This is a genomic window from Mucilaginibacter endophyticus (genome assembly GCF_003351025.1).
Lineage (GTDB): Bacteria > Bacteroidota > Bacteroidia > Sphingobacteriales > Sphingobacteriaceae > Mucilaginibacter > Mucilaginibacter endophyticus.
In genome coordinates, this window is the sequence record NZ_QPCG01000005.1 from 576,383 (window position 1) to 600,056 (window position 23,674).

At 43.5% G+C, this 23,674-nt stretch carries 12 protein-coding genes; 8 read left to right on the forward strand and 4 right to left on the reverse strand.

Features of this window, described 5'->3' with window-relative positions; translation table 11 throughout:
• Nucleotides 1-13: 13 nt before the first annotated feature.
• The 3 genes from DUL71_RS22570 to DUL71_RS22580 form a co-directional block, all read right to left on the reverse strand.
• Nucleotides 14-3,349 carry a TonB-dependent receptor gene (locus tag DUL71_RS22570; RefSeq protein WP_114940150.1) on the reverse strand — a complete coding sequence of 1,112 codons (3,336 nt, stop codon included), beginning with the start codon at nt 3,347-3,349 and terminating at the stop codon, nt 14-16.
• 190 nt (nt 3,350-3,539) lie between these two features.
• Nucleotides 3,540-4,724 carry a FecR family protein gene (locus DUL71_RS22575; RefSeq protein ID WP_114940151.1) on the reverse strand — a complete coding sequence of 395 codons (1,185 nt, stop codon included), beginning with the start codon at nt 4,722-4,724 and terminating at the stop codon, nt 3,540-3,542.
• Nucleotides 4,725-4,797: 73 nt separating this feature from the next.
• Nucleotides 4,798-5,400 (reverse strand): RNA polymerase sigma factor, encoded by a 603-nt coding sequence (locus tag DUL71_RS22580; protein ID WP_161964489.1) that lies wholly within the window; start codon nt 5,398-5,400, stop codon nt 4,798-4,800.
• 258 nt (nt 5,401-5,658) lie between these two features.
• On the opposite strand from DUL71_RS22580, the gene DUL71_RS22585 reads away from it, so the two are divergent.
• On the forward strand, nt 5,659-9,246 hold the full coding sequence (locus DUL71_RS22585) for an ABC transporter permease (RefSeq protein WP_161964490.1): 3,588 nt from the start codon (nt 5,659-5,661) through the stop codon (nt 9,244-9,246).
• A gap of 40 nt (nt 9,247-9,286) precedes the next feature.
• On the opposite strand, the gene DUL71_RS22590 is transcribed toward DUL71_RS22585, so the two are convergent.
• The gene (locus DUL71_RS22590) at nt 9,287-10,186 is read right to left on the reverse strand and encodes a DMT family transporter (protein WP_114940154.1); all 900 of its coding nucleotides are present in this window, start codon (nt 10,184-10,186) and stop codon (nt 9,287-9,289) included.
• Nucleotides 10,187-10,280: 94 nt separating this feature from the next.
• Between DUL71_RS22590 and DUL71_RS22595 the strand changes: the two genes are divergently transcribed.
• From DUL71_RS22595 to DUL71_RS22625, 7 genes are all read left to right on the forward strand, one after another.
• Complete coding sequence (locus DUL71_RS22595) at nt 10,281-10,748, forward strand: Lrp/AsnC family transcriptional regulator (RefSeq protein ID WP_114940155.1); 468 nt, start codon at nt 10,281-10,283, stop codon at nt 10,746-10,748.
• A gap of 172 nt (nt 10,749-10,920) precedes the next feature.
• Entirely contained in the window at nt 10,921-12,393 is a 1,473-nt protein-coding gene (locus DUL71_RS22600) for a glycoside hydrolase family 32 protein (RefSeq protein ID WP_208645631.1), read from the forward strand.
• A gap of 729 nt (nt 12,394-13,122) precedes the next feature.
• Entirely contained in the window at nt 13,123-16,437 is a 3,315-nt protein-coding gene (locus DUL71_RS22605; protein ID WP_244228819.1) for a SusC/RagA family TonB-linked outer membrane protein, read from the forward strand.
• 8 nt (nt 16,438-16,445) lie between these two features.
• Nucleotides 16,446-18,215 carry a RagB/SusD family nutrient uptake outer membrane protein gene (locus tag DUL71_RS22610; protein WP_244228820.1) on the forward strand — a complete coding sequence of 590 codons (1,770 nt, stop codon included), beginning with the start codon at nt 16,446-16,448 and terminating at the stop codon, nt 18,213-18,215.
• Nucleotides 18,216-18,440: 225 nt separating this feature from the next.
• Nucleotides 18,441-19,955: an alpha-L-fucosidase gene (locus DUL71_RS22615; RefSeq protein WP_114940157.1), complete on the forward strand. Its 1,515-nt coding sequence runs from the start codon at nt 18,441-18,443 to the stop codon at nt 19,953-19,955.
• A 127-nt stretch (nt 19,956-20,082) separates the two neighbouring features.
• A complete protein-coding gene (locus DUL71_RS22620) occupies nt 20,083-22,137 on the forward strand; it encodes a glycoside hydrolase family 2 protein (protein ID WP_114940158.1) in 2,055 nt (684 codons plus the stop codon).
• 23 nt (nt 22,138-22,160) lie between these two features.
• On the forward strand, nt 22,161-23,636 hold the full coding sequence (locus DUL71_RS22625; protein WP_154402457.1) for a right-handed parallel beta-helix repeat-containing protein: 1,476 nt from the start codon (nt 22,161-22,163) through the stop codon (nt 23,634-23,636).
• The last annotated feature ends 38 nt before the right edge of the window (nt 23,637-23,674 follow it).

Genomic DNA, 23,674 nt, shown 5'->3' on the forward strand with positions numbered 1-23,674 from the left:
CTTTAATGGTTAATTATAAATCTACTTGAACACCAACCAGGTAACTGCGTGTTTTAGGATAGAAGTTATTGTAATCTACCCCAATGAATTGCCCGCTTGCCTGGTTATTTAAGCTCAGGTTCAACTCCGGATCAACACCTTTGTATTTGGTGATGATGAACAGGTTGGTACCGGTTAGATAAACCCTTACACCATGGATATAATTACCCGGAACTTTGAATTTATAAGCCAGTGTAGCGTTGCTTAAACGTACAAACGTGCCACTTTCCAGATACCTTGTAGAGAATAAGTTAGCGTTTACATCATTACCCGGCTCGCTTAAGGTTAACACAGGTACGTTGTGCGCCGAGGCCTGTGTTGGCTGGTTAAAGCTTGCAAGTGAAGCATCCATAATTTTATTACCACCTTGACCACGGAAGAAGAAATTAAGGCTGAAGTTTTTGTAGTTCAGGTTATTTCCCCATCCAAAAGTATAGGTAGGTTGGGCGTTGCCGGCATAAGTCTGGTCGGCACTTGTTGGCGTGGTGGTTGGCTGACCATTAGCACCCTGGAATGTTGAGACGCCGTTTGTTCTGCCTAAATACTTAAGGGTATAAAACTCACCCAGCGGATAACCGGCCTCGATGATAGATACGTGGATCCCGCTCTGGCCTGGTGCCTCAGGATAGCCTGCATAAATTTTTGACAGGTTTACACCCAATGAAGTGATCTTATTTTTGTTGAAGGCAATGTTTCCATAAGTATCCCAGCTAAACGCGCCCGATTTTACAGGAGTTCCGTTAAGTGCTATCTCCACACCTTTGTTGCTCATGCTACCCACGTTGGCAGTTAAGGTTGATACCAGGTTAGTAACTGTTGATACCGGGATCACCGAGATCATATCGGTAGTTTTCTTGTTGTAGATATCCACAGATCCGCCAAGTCGTCCCTGAAATAAAGAGAAATCGATACCCGCGTTTATGGTAGCAGTAGCTTCCCATTTCAGGTTCGGATTAGGGTTTTGCGTAGGGCCGATAGCGCCGATATAGTTGCCATTATAATAGAAGCTGCCTGTTGTTCCGTATTGGGTTAGCGGAGTGTAAGCCGGGAAACCTTGTGAGTTACCTGTTTTACCATAACCAACACGCACTTTCAGATCATCAAACAGGTGTTGCGATTTCATGAACGATTCATCGATCACCCTCCACGCGGCAGATCCGGCAGGGAAATAACCCCAGCGATGATTGGCACCAAACGCGTTGGAACCATCACGCCTTAAAGAAGCCTGGAAAATATATTTGCCTTTGTAGCTGTAGTTAACGCGTGAGTAAAACGAGATCAGGCGAAGCGTTTCAACCTGTACGGTGCCGTAGTTAACCAGGTAACCGGCAGGAGGGGTACCCAAACCAAGGTTATTATAACCGGTATCATCCGACACGAAATTTTGATTGGATGACTGGAAACCGTTGCCTGTTGTGGTTTCATCATATGAATAACCGGCAAGGATCTTGAAATCATTACTACCCCAGTTATGCACGTAGCTTAAGTAGTTTTCAAACAACTTTTTGGTATCCTCATAAGTTGAGCGAATGGCTTGGCCGCCCAGGTTTTGAGCCAGTTCCGATGCCGAATTATGGTAGGTATTGTTATTGGTTGTGCGGCTTTGGTAAGCAAGATTAAAGTTATACAGGAAGCCTGCAGGCAAGGTTAATGTACCTTTTACGTTACCCAATAACAGGTTTATTTTTTGTTTATAAGTATCATTTTTGATGAGGCCAACCGGGTTATAACCTATCAACAAGGTAGGATCGGTGTATAAAGTGCCGTCGGCATTGTAAATTGTGCGGGTAGGCAGGTATTGAACAACTGATTTAAACAAGTTGGGGTTTTGACCATTAGTAGTTGTTTGCGGGATATCATTAATGATCAAATCAGAATTGGTTACCGAATTGCTCAGTGAGAAATCAAGCTTCAGTTTGTCGTTCAGTGTTTTTTGCGATAAGTTAAGCCTGCCAACAAAACGGTTCAGTCCGCTTCCTTTTACGATACCCTGATTTTCGAGGTAGTTGATGCTACCGCCAAAAGTGGTTTTATCGCTGCCGCCGCCAAATGATAAGTTATGATTTTGCGAAAAGCCTGTATTACGTTCTATTTCCTTGCCCCAGTCGGTATTACCGCCGTTATCATTTGCAGGGGTAAAACTTTGGCCGTTGGCTTTTACATAGGCCCTTAATTGATCGGCAGTAGCTACTTCAAACCTGTTGGAAATCTTTTGCATAGAAGCATAAGCATCATAGGTCATGCGTAACTGGCCCGATTTGGCTTTTTTGGTGGTAACAATGATTACACCATTGGTAGCCCGGGTACCATAAATAGCCGATGCGGAAGCATCTTTCAAAACATCGATAGAGGCGATATCCGATGGTGCAACCAAACTAAAATCAGCACCCGGCACACCGTCAATAACATAAAACGGGGTGGAGGCTGCTCCTGCGCGCAATGATGAAGGTCCGCGGAGCGTAACCGTTGCGGTTCCGTTGGGGTTGCCATCGTTGGTGATATTCAAACCGGCAACCTTACCTTCCAGCAGGTCGGCAGGAGTTGCAACAACACCGGCATTGAATGATTCGGATTTTACAGTTGAGATGGCGCTGGTTAGCTCCTTTTTGGTACTGGTACCGTAACCTACAACCACAACCTCGTTCAAGCCTTTCTGATCCTCGTTAAGTACAACTGTAAGCGATGTCTGGCTCTCTACCACTACCTCTTTCATTTCAAACCCGATAAAACGGAACTGAAGTGTGCTGCCTTTTTCGGTGTTGATGGTAAATGAACCGTCGGCAGCGGTTGAAGTAATGGTTGACGCGCCTTTAACCTGCACGGTTACTCCCGGAATGGGCTGGCCTTTTTTATCCACTACTTTACCGGTAACACGTACCGGAGCCGGCTTTTCGGCTTGTCCGTTGCCCGCTGGCTGGGTTGGTTCCTTGATAATGATGGTGTTATCATCCAGTTCGTAGGTCAGCGGCTGATCTTTAAAGATTTCAACCAGTACTTTGCTCAGTTCTGTATCTGTAACATGGATAGATACAGGCAGCGCTTTTTTTATCACCTGGTTATTGTACATGAACAAATACCCGGTTTGTTTCCGCAATTCCTTTAAAACCGATTTAAGGTTACCGTTTTCTTTGGAAAGGCTGACTTTTTGCGCCATAGTAGATGCACTAAGGTGCATGGTAAGCACAAACAAAAGGACGCCCGTGAGTTTCATTATCCGTAATACCTGTTTAAAATAACTATCGCGTAGGTTTATCTCATTTGCCCCCTGACCTACGGGCATAGGAGCTTTAGAATGTAGAAGATGTTTCATACATTTGAATGTTTGGGTTAAGTTTAAAATCAATGGTTACAATTGTAATTTGGGTTGATCCAATCACTTAGCCTCTCTGGCCGGAATCCGGAGGGGCTTGCTTTTTCAGATACCCTTTGCTGAAGTTATTTAGGGTGTATGCTCATGTTTTTAAGTTTATTTGGTTAATTGGGTATTGGTTAATTTATGGTTATTTCTTTTCTACAGTAACTGTTTTACCTTCTATCGTAAACTTCACGCCACCTGTTGATTCCAGGATCTTAAAAGCTTTAGAAAGGTTGTTACTCTTTTTTACCTCGCCGGTAAAATTCAGGGTAGGTTTAGGCCCTTTATAAACAACATCAATATCATACCACCGGGACAGTTCCAGCATCACCTGGTCAAGGTCGGTATTGTCAAACAGGAACAGGCCGTTTTTCCAGGCTACTATATCTTCTGTATCAACTGTTTTTATATCAAACTTTTTGGAGTTGGTGTTGAAAACCGCCTGCTGACCCGGCACCAGTATTTGTTTCTCATTGCCGTTAGATATTTTGACGGAGCCTTCTAAAAGTGTGGTTTTGCCCGGCTGCTCCTGGTAGGCGCGGATATCAAAATGGGTTCCAAGCACCTCAACCTTTTGATTACCGTAGCTCACAATAAAAGGCATCTTCTTGTTCTTTGCCACTTCAAAATAAGCCTCGCCGGTAATGGTGACGTTCCTTGTTTTGCCGGTAAACGCTGTTGGATATGAAATAGAGGATTCTGAATTGAGCATAACCGCTGTTCCGTCGGGCAACTGCAATTGATACTGACCACCTCTCGGGGTAGACATAGTGTTGATCATTGGTGTACCGGTTGTTGAGCCACCTGGTACATAAGCAAGACTGCCGTTGGCCAACTTAACCACGGCGGTATTACCCTGTTGGCCAAGCTTGCCATTTTGCGCGTCGTTAAGTTCAATTTTTGCGCCGTTGGCAAGCGTTAATATCGCTTTGTTACCGCCCGGTTTAACATCCTGGTGTGCTTTATTAGCGGCAAGGGCTTCGTCGTTTTTTCTGAGGCGATATTGATACAAACCGAACGATATGGCTAATACCGCGATAGCCGCGGCGGCATAGATCAGCGCGTTTGAGCGTTTTTTAATCGGGACAATATTAGTATCTGAATCAGCCGGGACGTAACCGGCCAATGCTGTATCCAGTATTCTTTCGCGGGTGCCGGCAGGAAACGGATCCTCTTCAAACTGGTGCGATTTAAATACTTCTTCCATCAATCCGTACACCTCGGTTTCTGAACCCGGTTCGTTGATGAGCTGCATCAATTCATCGCGCTCTTGCGGTGTAGCGGTTTTGTTAAAATATTGATGAAATAAGTAAGGTAATCTTTCAGACATTTTTTATGTTCTTCTACAGCTAAAGAGTCATAAAAAATCAAAAAGGGGTAGTCAGATTTTAAAAAAATATAAATTATTTCAAAAAGTGGGCGTATCCCATAACAAACAACAGAAAAACAAGGTCGTTCTTCTCCGAAAGGTTCTCTTTTATGAATTTATTGGCAGCCATAATATGTTTCTTCACCGTTTCTGTCGAAATGGAAAGCATATCAGCAATTTCGCTATGCTTTAAAAGCCCAACGCGGCTTAACTCATAAACTTTTTTTTGCTGGGGAGGAAGCTTTTCAATCAGCCTGTCAATCACGAGGCACAGGTTCTCTTCCGGCGAAATATTGTCGGGCAGATGAAACTCTTCCTGGTATTGCCTTTCCCATTCCTGCTGTTTGAGGTGTGCACTGGCCCGCTCTTTTAAAAAGCGATAAGTGCGGTTACGGGTTATGATAAAAAGGTAATTGGTAAAACTTTCAATTGCTGTTAAATCCTGCCGCTTGGCCCAGATCTTCACAAAAACATCCTGTACAATTTCTTCGGCGGCTTCAGCAGATTCTGTAACGCGATAAACGTATTGACCAAGATGCTTGTAATAAGAATCAAAAAGACAAGAAAAAGCCCTTGTATCCCCACTGGCTACTTTACTTAGAATTTCATTTTCATTATGGAGCGGTCGAATTGGCAATGTTAAGTTTAATTGAATTTAAAATTATATAATTTTTATCACACTAATAATTTATTGGTGTAATAATTACAATAAAAAATGAAGTTGTGCCAGGATTGATGCAGGCAGTTGACCTGTCTTGTGTGCAATTTATGACCATTATCTAAAAGCGAACAGCAGGATGTTCGTTTTCGCAACAATCTTAAAATTGGTTGTTGTTTAATTTGCTGTAATTTAATATGTTGTGTGTTTGGAATGACGATTGTGCCCGTTAAATCATTGAACTCATACACACTCCATATTACACTGTACGACCTGTTATTTTTCGGGGCGATATTTATTGGGCTGGCTTTTGCCCTGTTACTGACATTTGTAAAAAGCATTAACCTTGCAGCTAACCGGTTGCTGGCCTTGGCGCTGTTTATCATGATCCTGTGGATGATGAGGATATTAGCCATTGATGTCCGCCTCGAAACCTACCTGCCCCGGTGGAACCGGGTACCAATGCAGTTTTTACTGGCATTAGGGCCGCTCATCTATTTCTATGTGTTAAAAATAACGCGGCCGGCATACCAGTTCGGTTGGAAGGATCTGCTGCATTTTGCCCCCTTGCTGATTGAGCAGGCCGCTTTTTTACAGGAGGTTAGGGAAGGCGTTAGCTTAGGCGTAGCTACCTACCGTACTCCAACTTTCCGGTTGCTGAACCCGGTAATGCAATTGCTCATATTTGTTTCGATCATCATCTATCTATACCGTGCTTATCAACTGATCCAAAACTTTTACAGCCGGCTTCAACTTTTTATGATGGACCGGTCGCTTCTTGAATTTCGCTGGTTACGTCGTTTAATAGCAGCGACTGTTATACTGTGGCTGTTATGGATAGGTTATGCAGCTGTTGATTATTTTGGCTACCGGAACCAATCAGAGATCCACATTTATTACCCGTTTTATATCTTTTTCGTGGTGATCATTATCTGGACGGCCGCCGCAGCGTTCTTAAAACCACATGCAGGTGTGATGATAGCCAATCCGACTCCCTTACCTAAACCATCACCCGCGACTGAGCTTAGGGAAAAAGGTACCTGGCTCAAAAAGGCCATGGAAACTAACCAGTATTTCCGCGATCCGGAATTAAGCCTGAGCTCTCTTGCCGAAAAGCTTGGCCTTACCGGTCATGAATTGTCCCGGATCATTAATACCGTTCTTAAAAAAAGCTTTAGTGATTTTGTTAACGAGTACAGGGTGCGTGATGTAGCCATAAAAATGCATGATCCCGCTTTTAGTCATATCACGCTGCTCGGTATCGCGTTTGAATCGGGCTTCAACTCCAAAGCTACCTTTAACCGTATTTTTAAGCAGGTAACGGGAAAAAGCCCGGCAGAATATAAAGCGCTTCAGAAAAAAGAGGTCTTATCTTATAATTTGAGACGCTATCCTCAACAGGCGGCAATAATTTCGAATCATGAAACCGCCCCCAGGTGGTTGCATGGCAAATTAAACCGCAATTATATGTTTCGCAATTATTTAAAAACCGCCTGGAGAAATTTACTGAAGAACGCGTTCTATTCGGCTATTAACATAGCCGGTCTTACAATGGGATTAGCCGTTGGTATCCTTGTATTGCTATGGGTTCAGGACGAACTCAGTTTCGACAGCTCATATAAAAAGGCGAAGGATCTTTACCGCCTTGAGCTTTGGGGAGGGACAGGCAATAACCGACAGATATTTACTATAGGTGTGGCTCCGATAGGGCCGTTCTCCCAACAACAGTTACCTGCCATTCAGAATTACGTACGCCTTACCGGTAATTCGGATTATTCGCTTTATAAATATAAGGATAAGGTGTTTGGGGATGAGAATGCTGTTTATGCCGATCCATCGCTGTTTTCAATGTTTGATCTGGATTTGATAAAGGGCAACAAAGCAAAACCTTTCACAGATGACAATTCGGTAGTGATCACCCAAAAAACTGCTGAAAAGTTTTTTGGCGACCAGGACCCGATAGGGAAAGTGATTACGGGCGATGATAAGATTAACCTTACCGTAAGCGGCGTGATCCCTGATATACCGAAGAACTCCAGCATGCAATACGATATGGTGATGCCGATCAGCTTCCATTTTAAACAGCAACTGGCGCTAAAGAATGATTTGAGCAATAATTTCGGTTTCTTGAATTATATCACCTTTTTGCAAATCAAACCGGGGAGTGATCTGAAGCAGTTAGCTAAACAAATAACGGGTGTGCATGTAAGCCATAGCCCTGGCGATACCGATGCCGATTACCTGCTGCTGCCGCTCACTAAAATGCATTTGTATAATGCAGACATGAGCGATAACGGCATTACCACAGTACGCATATTTGTTGTTATTGCCATTTTGATATTAGTGATTGCCTGTATCAATTATGTGAACCTCTCCACGGCCCGGTCTATGTTGAGGGCTAAGGAGATCAGTATGCGCAAGATTATCGGCGCAGCCCGGATGCATTTGTTTATGCAGTTTATTATTGAAACGGCTTTACTGTTTATAATAGCCGCCGTTTTTGCAGTAGTGCTCATCTACCTGCTGATGCCGGTATTCAATAAAGTATCCGGCAAGGATATGGTCTTTAACCTGAGCGATTACCATGTATGGCTGTTGCTATTAACTGCCATTGCAGCAACGTTGGCCGCCTCGAGTATTTACCCTGCCTTGTTGCTTTCATCCTTTGAACCTTTAAAAGCGCTTAAAGGAAAAATATCAGCAGGCATAGGCGATGTATTGTTCCGCAAGATATTGGTGGTTACACAATTTACATTTTCTATCATTCTTATTATCGGTACTATCGTAATAACCGGGCAATTGAATTTTATCCGGACTACGGGTGTTGGGTACGACAAAACGCATGTGATCACCTTCTGGATGCGTGACATGGACAAACACTATGATGCAGTTAAAGCCGAATTGCTGAAGCAGCCCGGTGTACTTGGTGTGACCCGTTCTAACCAAAACATCATCCACTTTCAGGGTTTTACAGGAGATGTAGATTGGGATGGCAGGGACCCGAAACAAAATATCATCATGCATCCTATTGTGGTAGACCGCGACCTGGTATCTTTCTTTAAAATGAAACTGGTGGCTGGCACCTCCTTTACAGGCGGAAAGATGGATACCGCACACTACATTTTGAACGAAACGGCCATCAAGGAAATGGGTATTAAAGATCCTATAGGCAAACGCTTCAGAATGGGCGGCACAACAGGTACCATAATTGGCGTGGTGAAAAATTTCCATTACTCATCTATGAAGGAAAAGGTAGCGCCGTCAATTTTCTGGTTCTCGCCGCAGCTTTTGAATAAAATATACATAAAAACCACCGGCACCGATGCTCCGAAGGTTCTTGCTGCTGCCGAAAAACAGTTTAAACAGTACAATGGCCAATACCCCTTCGGTTATGCGTTTCTGGATGATATGTTCAATTACATGTACCAGAGCGAACAGCGTGAAGGAACTCTGTTTACCGATTTCGCTGCAATAGCCATATTTATTTCTTGTCTTGGTTTGCTTGGCCTGGCGGCTTATACAGCCCAGGTACGCACCCGCGAAATTGGTGTGCGTAAGGTATTGGGTGCAAGCGTGAGCGGGATAGTGCGTTTATTGGCCAGGGACTTTATTAAACTTGTATTTATTGCCATTGCTATTGCCGTGCCGTTAGCCTGGTATTTCATGTACAAATGGCTGCAGGGTTTTGCTTACAAGATTGATATTACCTGGCGGGTATTTGTATTGGCAGGTGGTATGGCTATCCTCATAGCTTTCATTACTATAAGTTTCCAGGCTGTGAAGGCTGCATTGGCCAACCCGGTAAAGAGTTTAAGGAGTGAATAATTGTGCCGAAAACACTTACCGGGTTGATCTGACGAAATGATCAGCTCATTACTTTCTTCTTCTGAAGTGATAGCAGAAAAACGGTAGCAATGATGAGCAAGGTCCCCATCCAGTCAATTAATTGAAATGAAAGGCCAAGCACAAACACCGCTATGAATGTGGCTGAAAGCGGCTCTGCTGATGTAAGGATGCTGGCCTTTTGTCCTCCGATGAGGTGAACTGCATTGAGGTAAAGATAAAAAGGGATCAGCGTGCCAAAAATGATCACGAAGGCAGTATTCATATAAGTATAGCTATCCCATACACCATCATAATTCCAGGGTGCTTTTAAAAATGAAATAGCCAAACCGCCAATAAACAATCCCCAGCCAATAACGCTTATAGGGCTGTACTTTTTTAATAAAGGTACCGGCATAAGCGTATAAATTGCCAGGCTTACTGCCGAAGCCATACCAAGTCCGAATGCCAGTGGAGATATATTGAACGCGTGAAAGTTACCATGTGTTACCAGCAGGAATGTACCCGAAACAGCAAGTGTTACCGAAATATATTCAATAAGGGATAATTTGTGGCCATGCCGCAGGGCCATGTAAATAGCAATAAGCACCGGTGCCGAAAATTGCAGAATGGTAGCGGTGGCCGCATTTGAATATTTAATAGCCGCAAAATAGGTGTACTGTACCGTAAGCATGCCCAGGATCCCGAATAACAATAACTTAAGCCTGTCCTTAGGATCTGTCCATATTTTCAGGATATCACGGTCTTTTTTAGCTATTGCCGCGCCAAGCAACAAAGCGCCTGCGCACAGCATCCTTGCCGACATTAACCACTCTACACTGATACCACGTTTCTGAAAAAGGAACTGTCCGCACGTTCCGGATACTCCCCACAGCATGGCGGCAGCCAGCGCCATAAATATTCCTTTATTGATGTTTTTCATTATTACCTTATTGGGTTGCAATATTAGTGCGTAAATCCTGCATTTTTTGATTGAAAATGAGTGGTATTTTGCAATTTTGTTTCATTTTTGAAAAATGCAACAGTTAGATAAGCTCGACTATAAGATCCTGGAGATGATGCAGGTGAACAACACGGTATCACAACGCGATATCGGCGAGGCCATTGGGCTTTCGGCACCGGCCGTGCAACGGCGTATCACCCGGCTCAGGGAAACAGGTGTGATCCGGCAGGATATTTCTATAATTGATCCGGAATACCTGGGTTCGCCAATCACTATCGTTGTTCAGGTAGAGATGGAAACTGATAAGGTAACCATCATTAACGAAACTAAAGAGCGTTTCAGGAAAACGCCCCAGGTTCAGCAATGCTATTATGTTACAGGCGAGGTTGATTTTATGCTGATCATCATGGTGTTTACCATGAAGGAATATGAGGCGCTTACGCATGAGTTGTTTTTTAACAATCCGGGTATTAAGCGCTTCAAATCATCGATAAGTATGGATATCGTTAAATATGGACTTGCTTTTCCGATGCCGAAATAAGGGCTGTCAATATTTCAATGAGATGCTGACCTGGTAAAAAACACAAATCCCGGGCGGAGTTAACCCTTTTTGAATTTTTATTTGAGCTACGAGGAAGTATATGCAGTAAAATTTAAATAAGTTTATAAGTTTTGTATTTCCTGCCAACGTGTAACCTATTAAAGCTTAAATTATGAAAACAAAATTTGGCCCGTTAATGCTGACCTTCATTATCGCCTTAAATTGTATTTGTAAGGCCCAGGATCAAGCCTCAAAAACCTATTCGGAACAATACCGCCCGCAGATCCATTTTTCGCCAAAACAACACTGGATAAATGACCCTAACGGCATGGTTTATTTTAACCATACCTATCACCTGTTTTTTCAATATTATCCTAAAGGTTCAACCTGGGGGCCAATGCACTGGGGGCATGCAACAAGCCCGGATCTTATTCACTGGAAGGAAAGGTCGATCGCTTTATATCCCGATAGTTTGGGCTATATATTTTCGGGCAGCGCTGTAGCCGATTCAAACAATACAAGTGGCTTTGGCAAAAAGGGAAAGATACCGCTGGTGGCCATATTTACACATCATGATCCTAAAGGCGAGAAGGAAGGAACAGATAAATTTCAAAATCAAAGCCTGGCTTACAGTTTAGATAATGGCAACACCTGGACTAAGTACAAAGGCAACCCGGTGCTAAGAAATCCCGGTATAAAAGATTTTCGCGACCCCAAAGTGATGTGGTATGCAAAAGAAAAGAAATGGGTAATGACCTTGGCTACCAAGGATCATATCACGTTTTACTCCGCTCCCGATTTAAAGAACTGGAAAAAGGAAAGCGAGTTTGGATTGGAGATAGGTGCCCATGGCGGCGTTTGGGAATGCCCCGATCTGTTCCCTTTAAAGGTTGACGGTAAAACTCATTGGGTACTCATTGTTAATATTAATCCCGGCGGACCAAATGGCGGTTCGGCAACCCAGTATTTTGTAGGGCAGTTTAATGGTAATAAATTTACTCCCGTTGATACCAAAACCCGCTGGCTTGATTATGGCCCGGATGAGTACGCCGGCATAACATGGGGCAATACCGGCTCACGCAAAATATTTTTAGGCTGGATGAGTAACTGGGAATATGCCAACCAGGTGCCAACTGAAAAATGGCGTAACGCTATGACGATTCCGCGAGATTTGGTACTGAAAAAAGTAAATGGCGAGTTATTGCTGGCTTCAGTTCCGGTAGCTGAGTTAAAGAATATTGTTGCAGGTGCGCAAGGTACAGCAGGCGGAAAATTGCCGGCACAATCTATGTTGAAGGCAAATATCGCATCGATCAATGATTATGCTATAACATTATCCAATAGCCTTGGCGAAGAGCTTGTGATAGGCTACGATAAAAAAGCTAACCAATACTATATCGACAGAACGAAGGCAGGTAAAGTTGATTTTCAGAAAGATTTTAAAGGCCGTTTTAGTGCGGCAAGGTTTGCAACAACAAAAACATCCGATCTGACATTGGTAATTGACGGTACCTCGGTAGAACTTTTTGCTGATAAAGGGCTTACCACCATGACTACCATCTTTTTCCCAAATAAGCCTTTTGATCATATTGCTGTTAAAGGTATCACCCTGAAGCAAACCGCATTTAAATCTATTTGGAGGTAAACCGCGTGCACCTAATGCTATTAATGTAAGGAATTGCTGAGTTGCACCAGCGGTGCAAAAGGTATGTAGAGATATACCAGATGGAGATGGCATTTTTGTGTGCCAGAGGTACACAACGCGGCGTTCCGTACCTCTGGCACGGTTATTTTCTGTATAATCACGTTACTAAAGACCTGTTCCCCCTCTGGGGGATTTCGTTCGCTTAATCATATGTAGGCATATCATTAATAACTCAATAAAAAAACACGGATACTCGTCCGTGTTTTTTTATTGAGATGGGCTTAAATTGAAAAGCTTCTTTTACGTTCCCTCAGGGTCTCTCGGAGAGGACCCTGAGGCCTCCGCCATGCTGTTTAGAGGTTTGGGATGTTTCTTCTCTTAATGTATTTCAGCTCCAAGACTCCCTGTCTTTGAACACCTGGCCATACTGAATTTAAATATCCCAATTGCCGGGCTATTACTCCAATTCACGTCAAATCCTGAGCTGTTTAGGATTTTCCCCCAATTTCCTTAGAATATTACCCCTGCCAAACAGCTCATTTCGGTCAGTTTTGTTTAAACCAAAAATAAACAAACCATGAAAGAGATGAGGATTCATTGACCTGCTTAACGATCGGGCTGGATTAACCGCATGCTTAAATACAATTAAGAATAGCGGTTCAATTATTACCTGATCTCCATTTTAAACAATCACAATTAAATAAAACTCCCAAATCAAAATGAACCAAAATGGATAAAATTTACTTATGCAGTTATTTTAAACTGAGTATAGCTAAACAACGCCTAAAAAGCGTGCTGGCAGTGATGGCAGTACTCGTTATTTTTATTCCTAATGCTTATTCCCAATCAAAAAAGATTACCGGTACAGTAAAAGATGCCAAAGGCCTTAGCTTGCCGGGGGTAAGTGTTAAAATTAAAGGAACAGCCACAGGGGCGGTTACCGATGGTAAAGGAACTTACAGCTTATACGTGTCTGATAATAAGGCTGTATTGGTATTTTCCTACATAGGCTTTGTAACACAAGAACAAGTTGCCGGTGATGCTTCGGTAGTTGATGTTGTTTTGGCCGAACAAAGCACCAATCTTAATGATGTGGTGGTTGTAGGTTACGGAACACAGAAGAAGGTAAACATTGTGGGCTCGGTAGCTACTGTTAGCGCAAAGGATTTAGAAAACCGTCCCGTAACTAACGTTTCGTCTGCATTAACAGGTTTAAGTTCAGGTGTATCGGTGATGCAAAGTTCGGGAAAGCCGGGTGCCGATGGGGCCACTATCCGCATCAGGGGCCTGGGTACGCTAAACAACAACAATGCGCTGGTAGTGATTGACGGGATCCAGGGTACTTTGGACGCAGTTAACCCGGATGATATTGAAAGTATTTCGATACTGAAAGACGCTGCTGCTGCATCTATATACGGATCGCTGGCTGCCAATGGCGTAATTTTAGTAACCACTAAAAAAGGAAGTAAAAACAAAACTACCATTACCTATAGCGGAATAGCATCTAAAACTAATCCAACCAGCATGCCTTCGTTTGTAACCGACTATGTAAGGCACATGCAACTGGTAAACGAAGGTTACAGAAACCTGGGCCAAACGCCGGTTTATACCGATGCTACCATAGCCCAGTGGCAAAAAGCCGATGCCGATCCAAAAGGTTTAAATGCTATCGGTGTGCCTAATTACATTGCTTATCCCAACACAAACTGGGCCAAAACCATCTTTCAAAACAATGTACTGCAAGACCATAACATAGCCCTGAACGGCGGTAACGAAACCACGCAATACCTGTTATCGGCCGGATACAACGGAAATCCTGGTACTATGCAAAATACCGGGTCGGACAAATACCAGTTCAGGGTTAACCTGCAAACAAAGGCTACTAAGTTTTTAACTGTTGGTACCCAAACCTTCGCATCGTTACAAACTTACGGGCTGGCCAGTACAAGTAATGCTTTTAACTATTTAAGGCAAACCACCCCGGGTGTATATCCATATTACAATGGTAAATATGGTTTCCCATCCGCGCCCGAGGAATCATCAACAGCTAATAACATCCTTACTTATTTAAACAGCACCGGCGGGCGCGACCAGGAGTCGAGGTTTAACAGTACAATTTTTGCAAATGTTAATTTGTACAAAGGCTTAGTGCTTGAAACTAAATTTAACTATCAAACCCGTTTCGAGGAAAATAACTCCTTTACCATTCCCTTAGAGCGTTGGGATTTTTCAACCAATACTTTAAAATCGGCAGCATCGGCCCCGGCACAGCTGAGCACTTATTATGATTTTAATAAAAACTACCTGCTTACCTGGGATGCCGTTTTGCGGTATAATACCACTATCGCCAAAGATCATAACATAGGTGTATTAGGCGGCTTTGACCAGTACTATTACAACTACTATTATTTTGATGCTACCAAGTTAGGCCTTATCGACCCTACAATAACTACCCTTAGCTCGGCAACAACACCAACAGCCGCAACAGGCGATGCTTATGATTATTCGCTCAGGTCATTCTTTGGCAGGTTGAATTATGATTACAAGCAACGTTATTTATTGGAAGCGGTGTTCAGGTATGATGGTTCCTCAAAATTTGCACCGGCAAACCGTTGGGGCTTTTTCCCGGCGTTTGCAGCAGGATGGCGAATTTCGGAAGAGCCATTTATGCAGAATATCAACAATTACGTAAGTAATTTAAAACTGAGGGCGTCATGGGGCCAAACCGGTAATAACGTGCTAAACTCATCAGCCTCGTTAGGTAATTACGATTATATGGCCACTTATGGTACCACGGCTTATTCATTTAACGGCGCCGCGGTAACTGGTTTAATTCAGTCAAAAACAGCTAACCAGAACCTTAAATGGGAAACCACCACAACTACTAACGTCGGTTTGGACGGATCGCTGTTTAAAGGCAAAATGAATTTTGAGATAGATGCCTATCGCAAATATACCAGCGGCATTTTATTTACGCCAACAGTACCGTTAACAGTAGGTACCGCCACTGCCGCCACACAAAACATTGCCGAAATTTCAAACCGCGGTATTGAGGTTACCCTGGGATATCATGGTAAAGCCGGCGATTTAACCTTCAACGTGTCGGGCAATTTTGCCTACAACTTTAACAGGGTTGAAAAATATAAAGGCACCTTACAGGAAGGCTACGCTACTGATGCAAGCGGCGCTTCGGTATACTCGTCAAATATTGGACAAGTATCCAGCGGTGGCACAACAAGGGTGATACAAGGACATCTTATTAACGAGTACTATCTGTACCCGGTTTATAAAGGAAACGGCAGCTACTATAATGCCGACGGAACTGTAAACAAAAACGGCGGTCCAAAAGATGGTATGATCCGCACCCCGCAGGATATGGCATGGCTGCAAAGTATGATAGATGCCGGTTATAAATTTCAGCCGGGTAATGGTATCGGAAAAACCAAGATCTATTACGGCGATTTAATTTACGGCGATAGCAACAATGACGGCATTTACGGCAACAGCTATGATGCTCAGCTTACCAAAAAATCATCAGTACCTAAATACAATGCAGGTTTGCAATTCAATGTTGCTTACAAAGGTTTTGATTGCTCTATGATATGGGCGGGTAGCTTTGGTATGTACTATTACTGGAATGATATCGGCTACAACAACTCTGTTGTATCATTAGGTAACGCGGTCAGCACACTTGTTGCAAACAATCACTACTACTATAATGATGCAAACCCTACCGATGCTGCAAATAATACAGGCGCACATTATCCAAGGTTGAAAAATACATCCGATGTGCAGAATGCCGCTGTAGCCAGCGATTTCTACCTGTATAACGCATCCTACGTGAAACTTAAAAATGTTCAGTTGGGCTACACCATCCCTAAACGGATTTCGGAGAAATGGGCCTTGAACAGGATAAGGATCTACTTAGCGGCCGAAAATTTACTCACCATTACCAAGTACCCTGGTCTTGACCCTGAAATAGGGGCAAGTGTGGGATATCCAACCATGCGTCAATATTCAGTTGGTTTAAACGCTACTTTTTAAGGAGAAAAATGATGAAAAAGATATTTATAGCATTACTTACCGTAATTATTGTAACAGGTTGTAAAAAGAACCTGCTTGATACGGCACCATATTCGTCCGTGGCTTCATCTACCATGTGGACAACCGATAACTTTACCGATTTAGGTGTTACCGGTGTTTACCAGGCCTTAAGGCTTGGCGAAAACACCGGTGGCGACAGCGAACTGGAGTTGTATATGTTTGACAGGTTTGCCTATACCGGGCAATACAGAAGCCAGGAATCTATGCTGTCGGGAACCATCACCACCGGCAACTCGCTTTTCAGCAGTACCTGGCAAAACCTTTATGAAGGGGTTCAGCGCGCAAATGATGCCATCAAGAATATACCGTTGAAATCGCCGTCTGATGCTGCGAAAAAAGCCAGGTACGTTGCCGAGTGTAAATTTTTAAGGGCCTATTTTTACCTGAGGTTAAACCAGTTGTGGAAAGGCGTGCCGATTTACCTTGAACCATTTACGGCAGATGAAGCAACAAAACCACGCTCAACAGAAACAGAGGTTTGGAACCAGGTGGTTACCGATTTAACTGATGCCATCAATGAGCCTAATTTACCGCAGATCTACGCGGCAGGAGCGGCCAATTACGGTCACGTTACCAAGGGGGCGGCGTACGCGCTACGCGGCAAGGCTTATTTGTACCTGAAAAAATGGGATTTGGCCGCGGCTGATTTTAATATGGTAAAATCGGCCGGCTATGCGCTTTTTTCAAATTATGTAACCTTGTTTAAAGCAGCCAATGAGCAATGCAGCGAAATGATATTTTCTATCCAGAACGTTGCCGTTGCAGGCGGTGGTACAACCGGTTATGGTTCAACCACACAATGGTTTTGCGGTACCCGTTCATCGTTCGGCTCTTGCTGGAACCAATACCTTGTATCGCCAAACCTTGTCGATCTGTACCAGAACCTTGATGGCTCAAACTTTAACTGGGATACGGTATTGCCAGGCTACTCAAGTCTTACACCGGCGCAACGTGAGGTTTTCTTTTTGAGGAACAACCTTACCGCAGCCGAGATTACCGCAGCTACAACCAGGGGCGCGGCAATGAACCTATACCTGCCAACCGGTAACGAGGAAAGGATCCTTAAAGCATATGCCAACCGCGATCCACGTTTGGCGGCCAATGTGATTACGCCATATTCTACCTATAACGGTGCCTATAATTCATTAAATGCTACTGTTACCTCACGCTGGCCTTACCGTGCTGAGGCTGCTATAGGTGGTGATCTGCGTACAGATACGCAAAGCTATTTTTATTACCTGTACAGGAAATTTGTTTACGAAGGTATTTCTGAAACCATCAACCGCTCTTACGGGCCAACAGATTTTCCGATCATCAGGTATGCCGATGTATTGTTAATGTGGGCCGAAGCACTTAATGAACAAGGTTTAACCTCTGAAGCAGTTGCCAAAGTAAATGAAGTAAGGTCAAGGGCAGGGGTTGGCTTATTAAATTCAAGCGCAGCCACAGCGGTAGCCGGGCAGGATGACCTGCGCGAGCGCATCAGGAACGAGCGTAGGGTTGAGTTCCCTAACGAGGGTATCAACTATTTTGACGAATTGCGCTGGAAATCGTGGAAAGACAAAGTTTTTTATGCCGGCAATGGCGTAAAACAGGTTTGGGGCGCCAATGTATACACCTACTCGTTCCAGGGCGATTACATTTACAACTGGCCCATCCCTTTGGTTGAAACCCAAAGAAATCCTAACCTGAAACAAAACGACGGGTGGATTAATTAAATAAATTAGAGTTGGTTACCGTGTGCTTGAATAGCGCATAGTTGACTCACCCGGTCTGCGCTTCGCTGGACCACCCTCTCTTCGCCTTCGGCGTAAAGAGGGTAGAGAAAAAAATAAAAATCCCCTCTTTACGCTTGCGTAGAGAGGGGTGGCAAGCGAAGCGAAGTCGGGGTGAGTCAATACCGGCTGCATGTAACCGCTTTAAAGCAATTTGATCATTATTATATGTCATTTTTTAACAAGCTAATTTTTCCATTATTACTGCTGGCCGGTGCTGCCCATGCGCAAAACGGCAGCTTTACAACTATATCACCCGGCGATAAAGAGGCGGATATTATTTATAAAGCTGCCCGTGTAACGCCATCTCCAAGGCAATTGAGGTGGCAGCAATTGGAACTTACCGCGTTTTTTCATTTCGGCATTAACACGTTTACCAACAAGGAGTGGGGCGATGGAAAAGAAGACATCTCGAAATTTAACCCGACAGAACTCAACGCTGAACAATGGGTTAAAACCGTTAAGGACGCAGGTATAAAACAGGTGATCATTACAGCTAAGCATCACGATGGTTTTTGTCTGTGGCCAAGCCGCTTTACTGAGCATAGTATTAAAAACACGCCGTATAAAAACGGCAAAGGTGATATTGTTAAGGAGGTAGCGAATGCCTGCAAAAAGTATGGCGTCGGCTTCGGGGTTTATTTATCGCCATGGGATAGAAACTCGGCGTACTATGGCGATTCGGTTAAATACAATACCTATTTTGAAAACCAACTGACAGAGTTACTTAACAATTATGGCAAGGTAGATGAGGTTTGGTTTGACGGCGCAAACGGTGAAGGCCCGAATGGTAAAAAACAGGTTTATGACTTCAATAGCTGGTATAAACTGATCCGCAAATTGCAACCGCAAGCGGTAATTGCCATACAAGGCCCTGACGTGCGCTGGGTTGGTACCGAAACAGGCAAAGGCAGGTTAACCGAATGGAGTGTATTGCCGGTTGATGAGCAACAACAAAAGAAAATAGCCGACGCGTCACAAAAAGATGTAATGGTAAAGCCTGTGGTTTATAAAGCGGGTGAGGACCTCGGCAGTCGCGACAGGCTGAAAGGGGCGAAAGGATTGGTTTGGTACCCTGCCGAAACCGATGTATCCATCAGACCAGGATGGTTTTATCACCCGGCAGAAGACGTAAAGGTTAAAACCGGTAAAGAACTTCTGAATATCTATTTTACTTCGGTTGGCCGTAACAGTTTATTGTTGCTAAACATTCCTCCTGATACCCGTGGCCTCATAAGCGATAGTGATGTAAAAGAGCTTAAAGATTGGACGCAATTACGCGAATCGCTTTTCAAAAACAACCTGTTGAAAGGGTTTACGGTTGGTTGCCAAAACGGTATCAATAATAATGCGCTCGTGAACGGGCAGGGCTCGTCTTTTTGGACAACCAAGGGCACAGATTCTACCGCTGTAATTGAATTTGATTCGGCTGTTCCGGTATCTTTTAATGTGCTGCAATTGCAGGAAGATATTACCAAGGGCCAGCGGATAGAGAAGTTCTCGCTGCAATACCTTCAGGATGATAAATGGACAGAGATTACATCCGGCACCACTGTAGGTTACAAACGCTTGTTAAACTTCAATCCGGTTACTGCCGGTAAAGTAAGGCTGGTAATTGAGTCGTCACGCTTTAACCCAACGCTTGTATCTGTAGGCTTATTTAAAAGCGATTTTATGCCCTGACACCGGGATTCGAATAACATTAAATGAGAAAGCTTTCATTGTCTTAAATCCATAATCAAAAAAATTATCAGGCCTGAACCGCAAAATTAACCGGCCCTCGCCGGGCCGGTTTACCTCCTTGTGCTTTATGAATAAACTACTATCAAAATATTTATATCTTTTTTTACTGTTGCTGATCTGTACAAATTATTCATTTGCTCAGATCGGTGACATCAATGGCCGGCAGGTGGTCAATTTCAACAGCGACTGGAAATTTCACTTTGCTTATGATATCCGGAAACAGCCTGAAAAGATCAACGTAACCCTGCCCCATACCTGGAATGCCGGTGATGTACTAAAAGGCAAGGCCAATTATGCAAGGGAAGCCGGTATTTATGAAAAAAACTTTTTAGTAAGGGAAAGCTGGAAAAACAAAAGGCTGTTCCTGTATTTTGAAGGGGCAAACAGCGTGGCTTCAGTTTTAATAAACCGGCATTTTATTACGGAACACAAGGGGGGCTATACGGCTTTTTGTATAGAGATAACTAACTGGGTTAAACCGGGTGAGACTAACAATATTGAAGTACAGGTAAGCAATGCTTACAGAACGGATGTGTTACCGCTCTGTGGCGATTTTAACGTATACGGAGGTATTCACCGGCCGGTATCTCTGCTGGTAACATCTAAAGATTGTATTTCTCCATTAGATTATGCTTCGCCTGGGGTGTACCTGACGCCGAAAATTTTATCTGATAAAACAGCCGAAGTAAATATCACAACCAAATTATCGGTACATAACATAGCGGGTTTAAAGCTTAGGACTGATATCTTGGATGCCGGCAACAATATCGTTGCATCTGCCACAAGCAGCATTAGCAACAAGCAACAATGCAACCAAACTGTAAATTTAAAGCAGCCTCAGTTATGGAACGGTAAAGCCGATCCTTATTTATATACTGTGCATGTAAGCCTGATGAGCAATGAAGGAGTCATAGACCAGGTTACCCAGCCTTTAGGGTTCAGGACTTACCGGGTTGACGCGGGTAAAGGATTTATCTTAAACGGTAAATATCTCGATTTACATGGCGTTGGCTTTCATGAAGATGTTGAGGGTAAAGCTTCAGCCGTTGACAGTGCAGATCTGAATAAAGACATGGAGTTGATTAAAGAGATAGGAGCTACGGCTATCCGCTTAACTCACTATCCACACGGTAAATATTTATATGATCTCTGCGACAGAAATGGCATGGTGGTATGGTCGGAGATTCCTTTTGTTGGTCCGGGAGGATACACAGGTGCAGGTTATTTAAAAAATCCGGCTTTGGAAAGTCAGGCGAGGCAGGTGTTAACAGAAATGATCCGCCAAAATTATAATCACCCTGCTATTTGTTTCTGGGGTTTATTCAACGAGTTAAAGCTTGATCATGATGATCCTGTGCCATTTTTAAAGCAGTTGAATGAATTGGCTAAGCAGGAAGACCCTACCCGTTTAACTACTGCCGCTACCTTTTTAGATGGCGGCCAGTTTAACCAGGTATCAGACATTATTGCCTGGAACAAATACTACGGATGGTACGATGGCGAGTTTAAGCAGATTGGCGTATGGGCAGATAAAACACATCATGACTATCCGCAGAAACCATTTGCCGTAAGCGAATACGGAGCAGGTGGCAGTCCGTTTAAACACGCCGAAAATGATAACAAGCCAGACGCCGATGGAAAATTTCACCCCGAAGAATGGCAAACCCGTTATCATGAAGTCAACTGGCAGGAGCTTTATAAACGGCCCTTCGTATGGGGCAAATTTGTGTGGGCACTGGCCGATTTTGGCTCGTCTATCCGTACCGAAGGCGATGCCGATGGTATCAATGATAAAGGCTTGGTAACCTACAACAGGGCGGTTAAAAAGGATGCCTTCTACTTTTACAAAGCTAACTGGAATACCGGGCCTATGTTATATATTACCGACCGGAGGAATACCGTCCGGCATCAGCAGACAACCGCTGTGAAAGTATACAGCACCAAACCAAATGTGAAACTGATGCTGAACGGTGTTGCCATAAAAGGCGGTAAGGCCAATGGTTTTCACACCACGATATGGGATAATGTTACCCTGCAAAAGGGGAAAAATAAAATTGAAGTAAGCAGTAATGTTGACGGGCGTTTGCTGGAAGATTCCTGCGAATGGACACTGGAGAATTAAGCCATTGTATATAAATAAATTGTATGAAGAAATTACTAATGCTGTTTTTATGTAGCAGCGCTGTATTAAAAGTTTTTGGCGGTACTTATTATATCGATGATAAAAAAGGTGATGATACCTTTGATGGCCGTAGTATCGGTAAGGCCTGGCGCTCGTTGAACAGGGTAAACAAACAGGTTTTTGAAGCCGGTGACAGTATCTTATTCAAAAAGGGTGGTATATGGGAAGGGCAATTAACACCAACGGGATCGGGCACGGTAAAAGCTCCGGTTGTTTTCGGCGCTTTCGGCGCGGGGGCCTTGCCCGAGATTAAGGCAAACGGTCACTTTAAAGACGCCGTTTTGTTAAAGAACCTGCAAAACATTGTGGTGGAATACCTGGCATTATCAAATTTTGACAGCACAGCTCCCTTTCAAAAAACAGGGCCTACAGGGGTACGGGTATTAGCCGAAGATATAGGCACTTTACATAATATCAGGCTTGCCAATTTATACATTCATGATATTAACGGCGATAATAAAAAGGGATCGGCCGAAGGCTATGGCATTTTTTGGGATTGCCAGGGACCAAAGCCGAGCAATATTGAACATTTACTGATAGAGAATTGTAAAGTGGAGCGGGTTGACCGCAACGGTATTCGTGGTAACGGTACGTTCTCTGTCAGGACAAAATGGTTCCCGAACAAATACCTGGTGATCCGCAATTGCCTGCTTGACGATATTGGCGGCGATGGCATTGTAGTTAAAGCTTTTGATACCGCCATGGTTGAACATAACAAGCTGTTTCATACCCGCACCAGGGCAAAGGATAACGCCGTGGCCATTTGGCCGCACAGTAGCGATAATACGGTTATCCAATACAACGAAGTAGCCTACACGCAAAATGATAACTGGGCCAATGACGGGCAGTCTTTTGACATCGACGGCAACAGCAGGAATACCACCATCCAGTACAATTATAGTCATGACAACGAGGGCGGGTTCATGCTGGTGATATCTGATCTTATCAATAAGGATAACGTAATGACAACCGGCAATATCATCCGTTATAACTTAAGTGTAAATGACGGATTGAACCGTAAACGGCTTTTTAATTTTGCCGGGGTTACTGATAGCACTGTAGTAAAAGGAAATATCTTTTATAACGATGGCCCGAAATACACAACCGAGGTTATGGATATTGAAAACGGCATCCCCGATCATGTGAGTTTTGATGATAATTATTTTTTATTTGCCGGTAAAAACTATGGTGTCTTTACAAAATCGCCAAAGCAGTACAGTAAGGTTTATTTTAACAATAATGTATTTGCCGGCAATATTATCGGCTTAGATAATCTGACCAACGTAAAAAGCTCAGCCAAAGCGAAATCTAATCGCCCAAAAACATCTCCAAAAAGTAAATCTTTTCCGTGGATGTACCTGCCAGAAAAGCTTAAGGCATTGGTGCCGGGTTTCCCTGAAAGTTTATATCAGTCATATATTTCAAATGGGCCCCGATGATAAATGCATAGGTGTTGGGTAAGTAAGATAAATTTAAT

Bases quoted from the DNA above. Each gene is read 5' to 3' on its own strand.
- DUL71_RS22595 (WP_114940155.1), top strand. From the start codon at position 10,281: ATGCAACAGTTAGATAAGCTCGACTATAAGATCCTGGAGATGATGCAG.
- DUL71_RS22570 (WP_114940150.1), bottom strand. From the start codon at position 3,349: ATGAAACATCTTCTACATTCTAAAGCTCCTATGCCCGTAGGTCAGGGG.
- DUL71_RS22590 (WP_114940154.1), bottom strand. From the start codon at position 10,186: ATGAAAAACATCAATAAAGGAATATTTATGGCGCTGGCTGCCGCCATG.
- DUL71_RS22605 (WP_244228819.1), top strand. From the start codon at position 13,123: ATGGATAAAATTTACTTATGCAGTTATTTTAAACTGAGTATAGCTAAA.
- DUL71_RS22615 (WP_114940157.1), top strand. From the start codon at position 18,441: ATGTCATTTTTTAACAAGCTAATTTTTCCATTATTACTGCTGGCCGGT.
- DUL71_RS22610 (WP_244228820.1), top strand. From the start codon at position 16,446: ATGATGAAAAAGATATTTATAGCATTACTTACCGTAATTATTGTAACA.
- DUL71_RS22620 (WP_114940158.1), top strand. From the start codon at position 20,083: ATGAATAAACTACTATCAAAATATTTATATCTTTTTTTACTGTTGCTG.
- DUL71_RS22625 (WP_154402457.1), top strand. From the start codon at position 22,161: ATGAAGAAATTACTAATGCTGTTTTTATGTAGCAGCGCTGTATTAAAA.
- DUL71_RS22600 (WP_208645631.1), top strand. From the start codon at position 10,921: ATGAAAACAAAATTTGGCCCGTTAATGCTGACCTTCATTATCGCCTTA.
- DUL71_RS22575 (WP_114940151.1), bottom strand. From the start codon at position 4,724: ATGTCTGAAAGATTACCTTACTTATTTCATCAATATTTTAACAAAACC.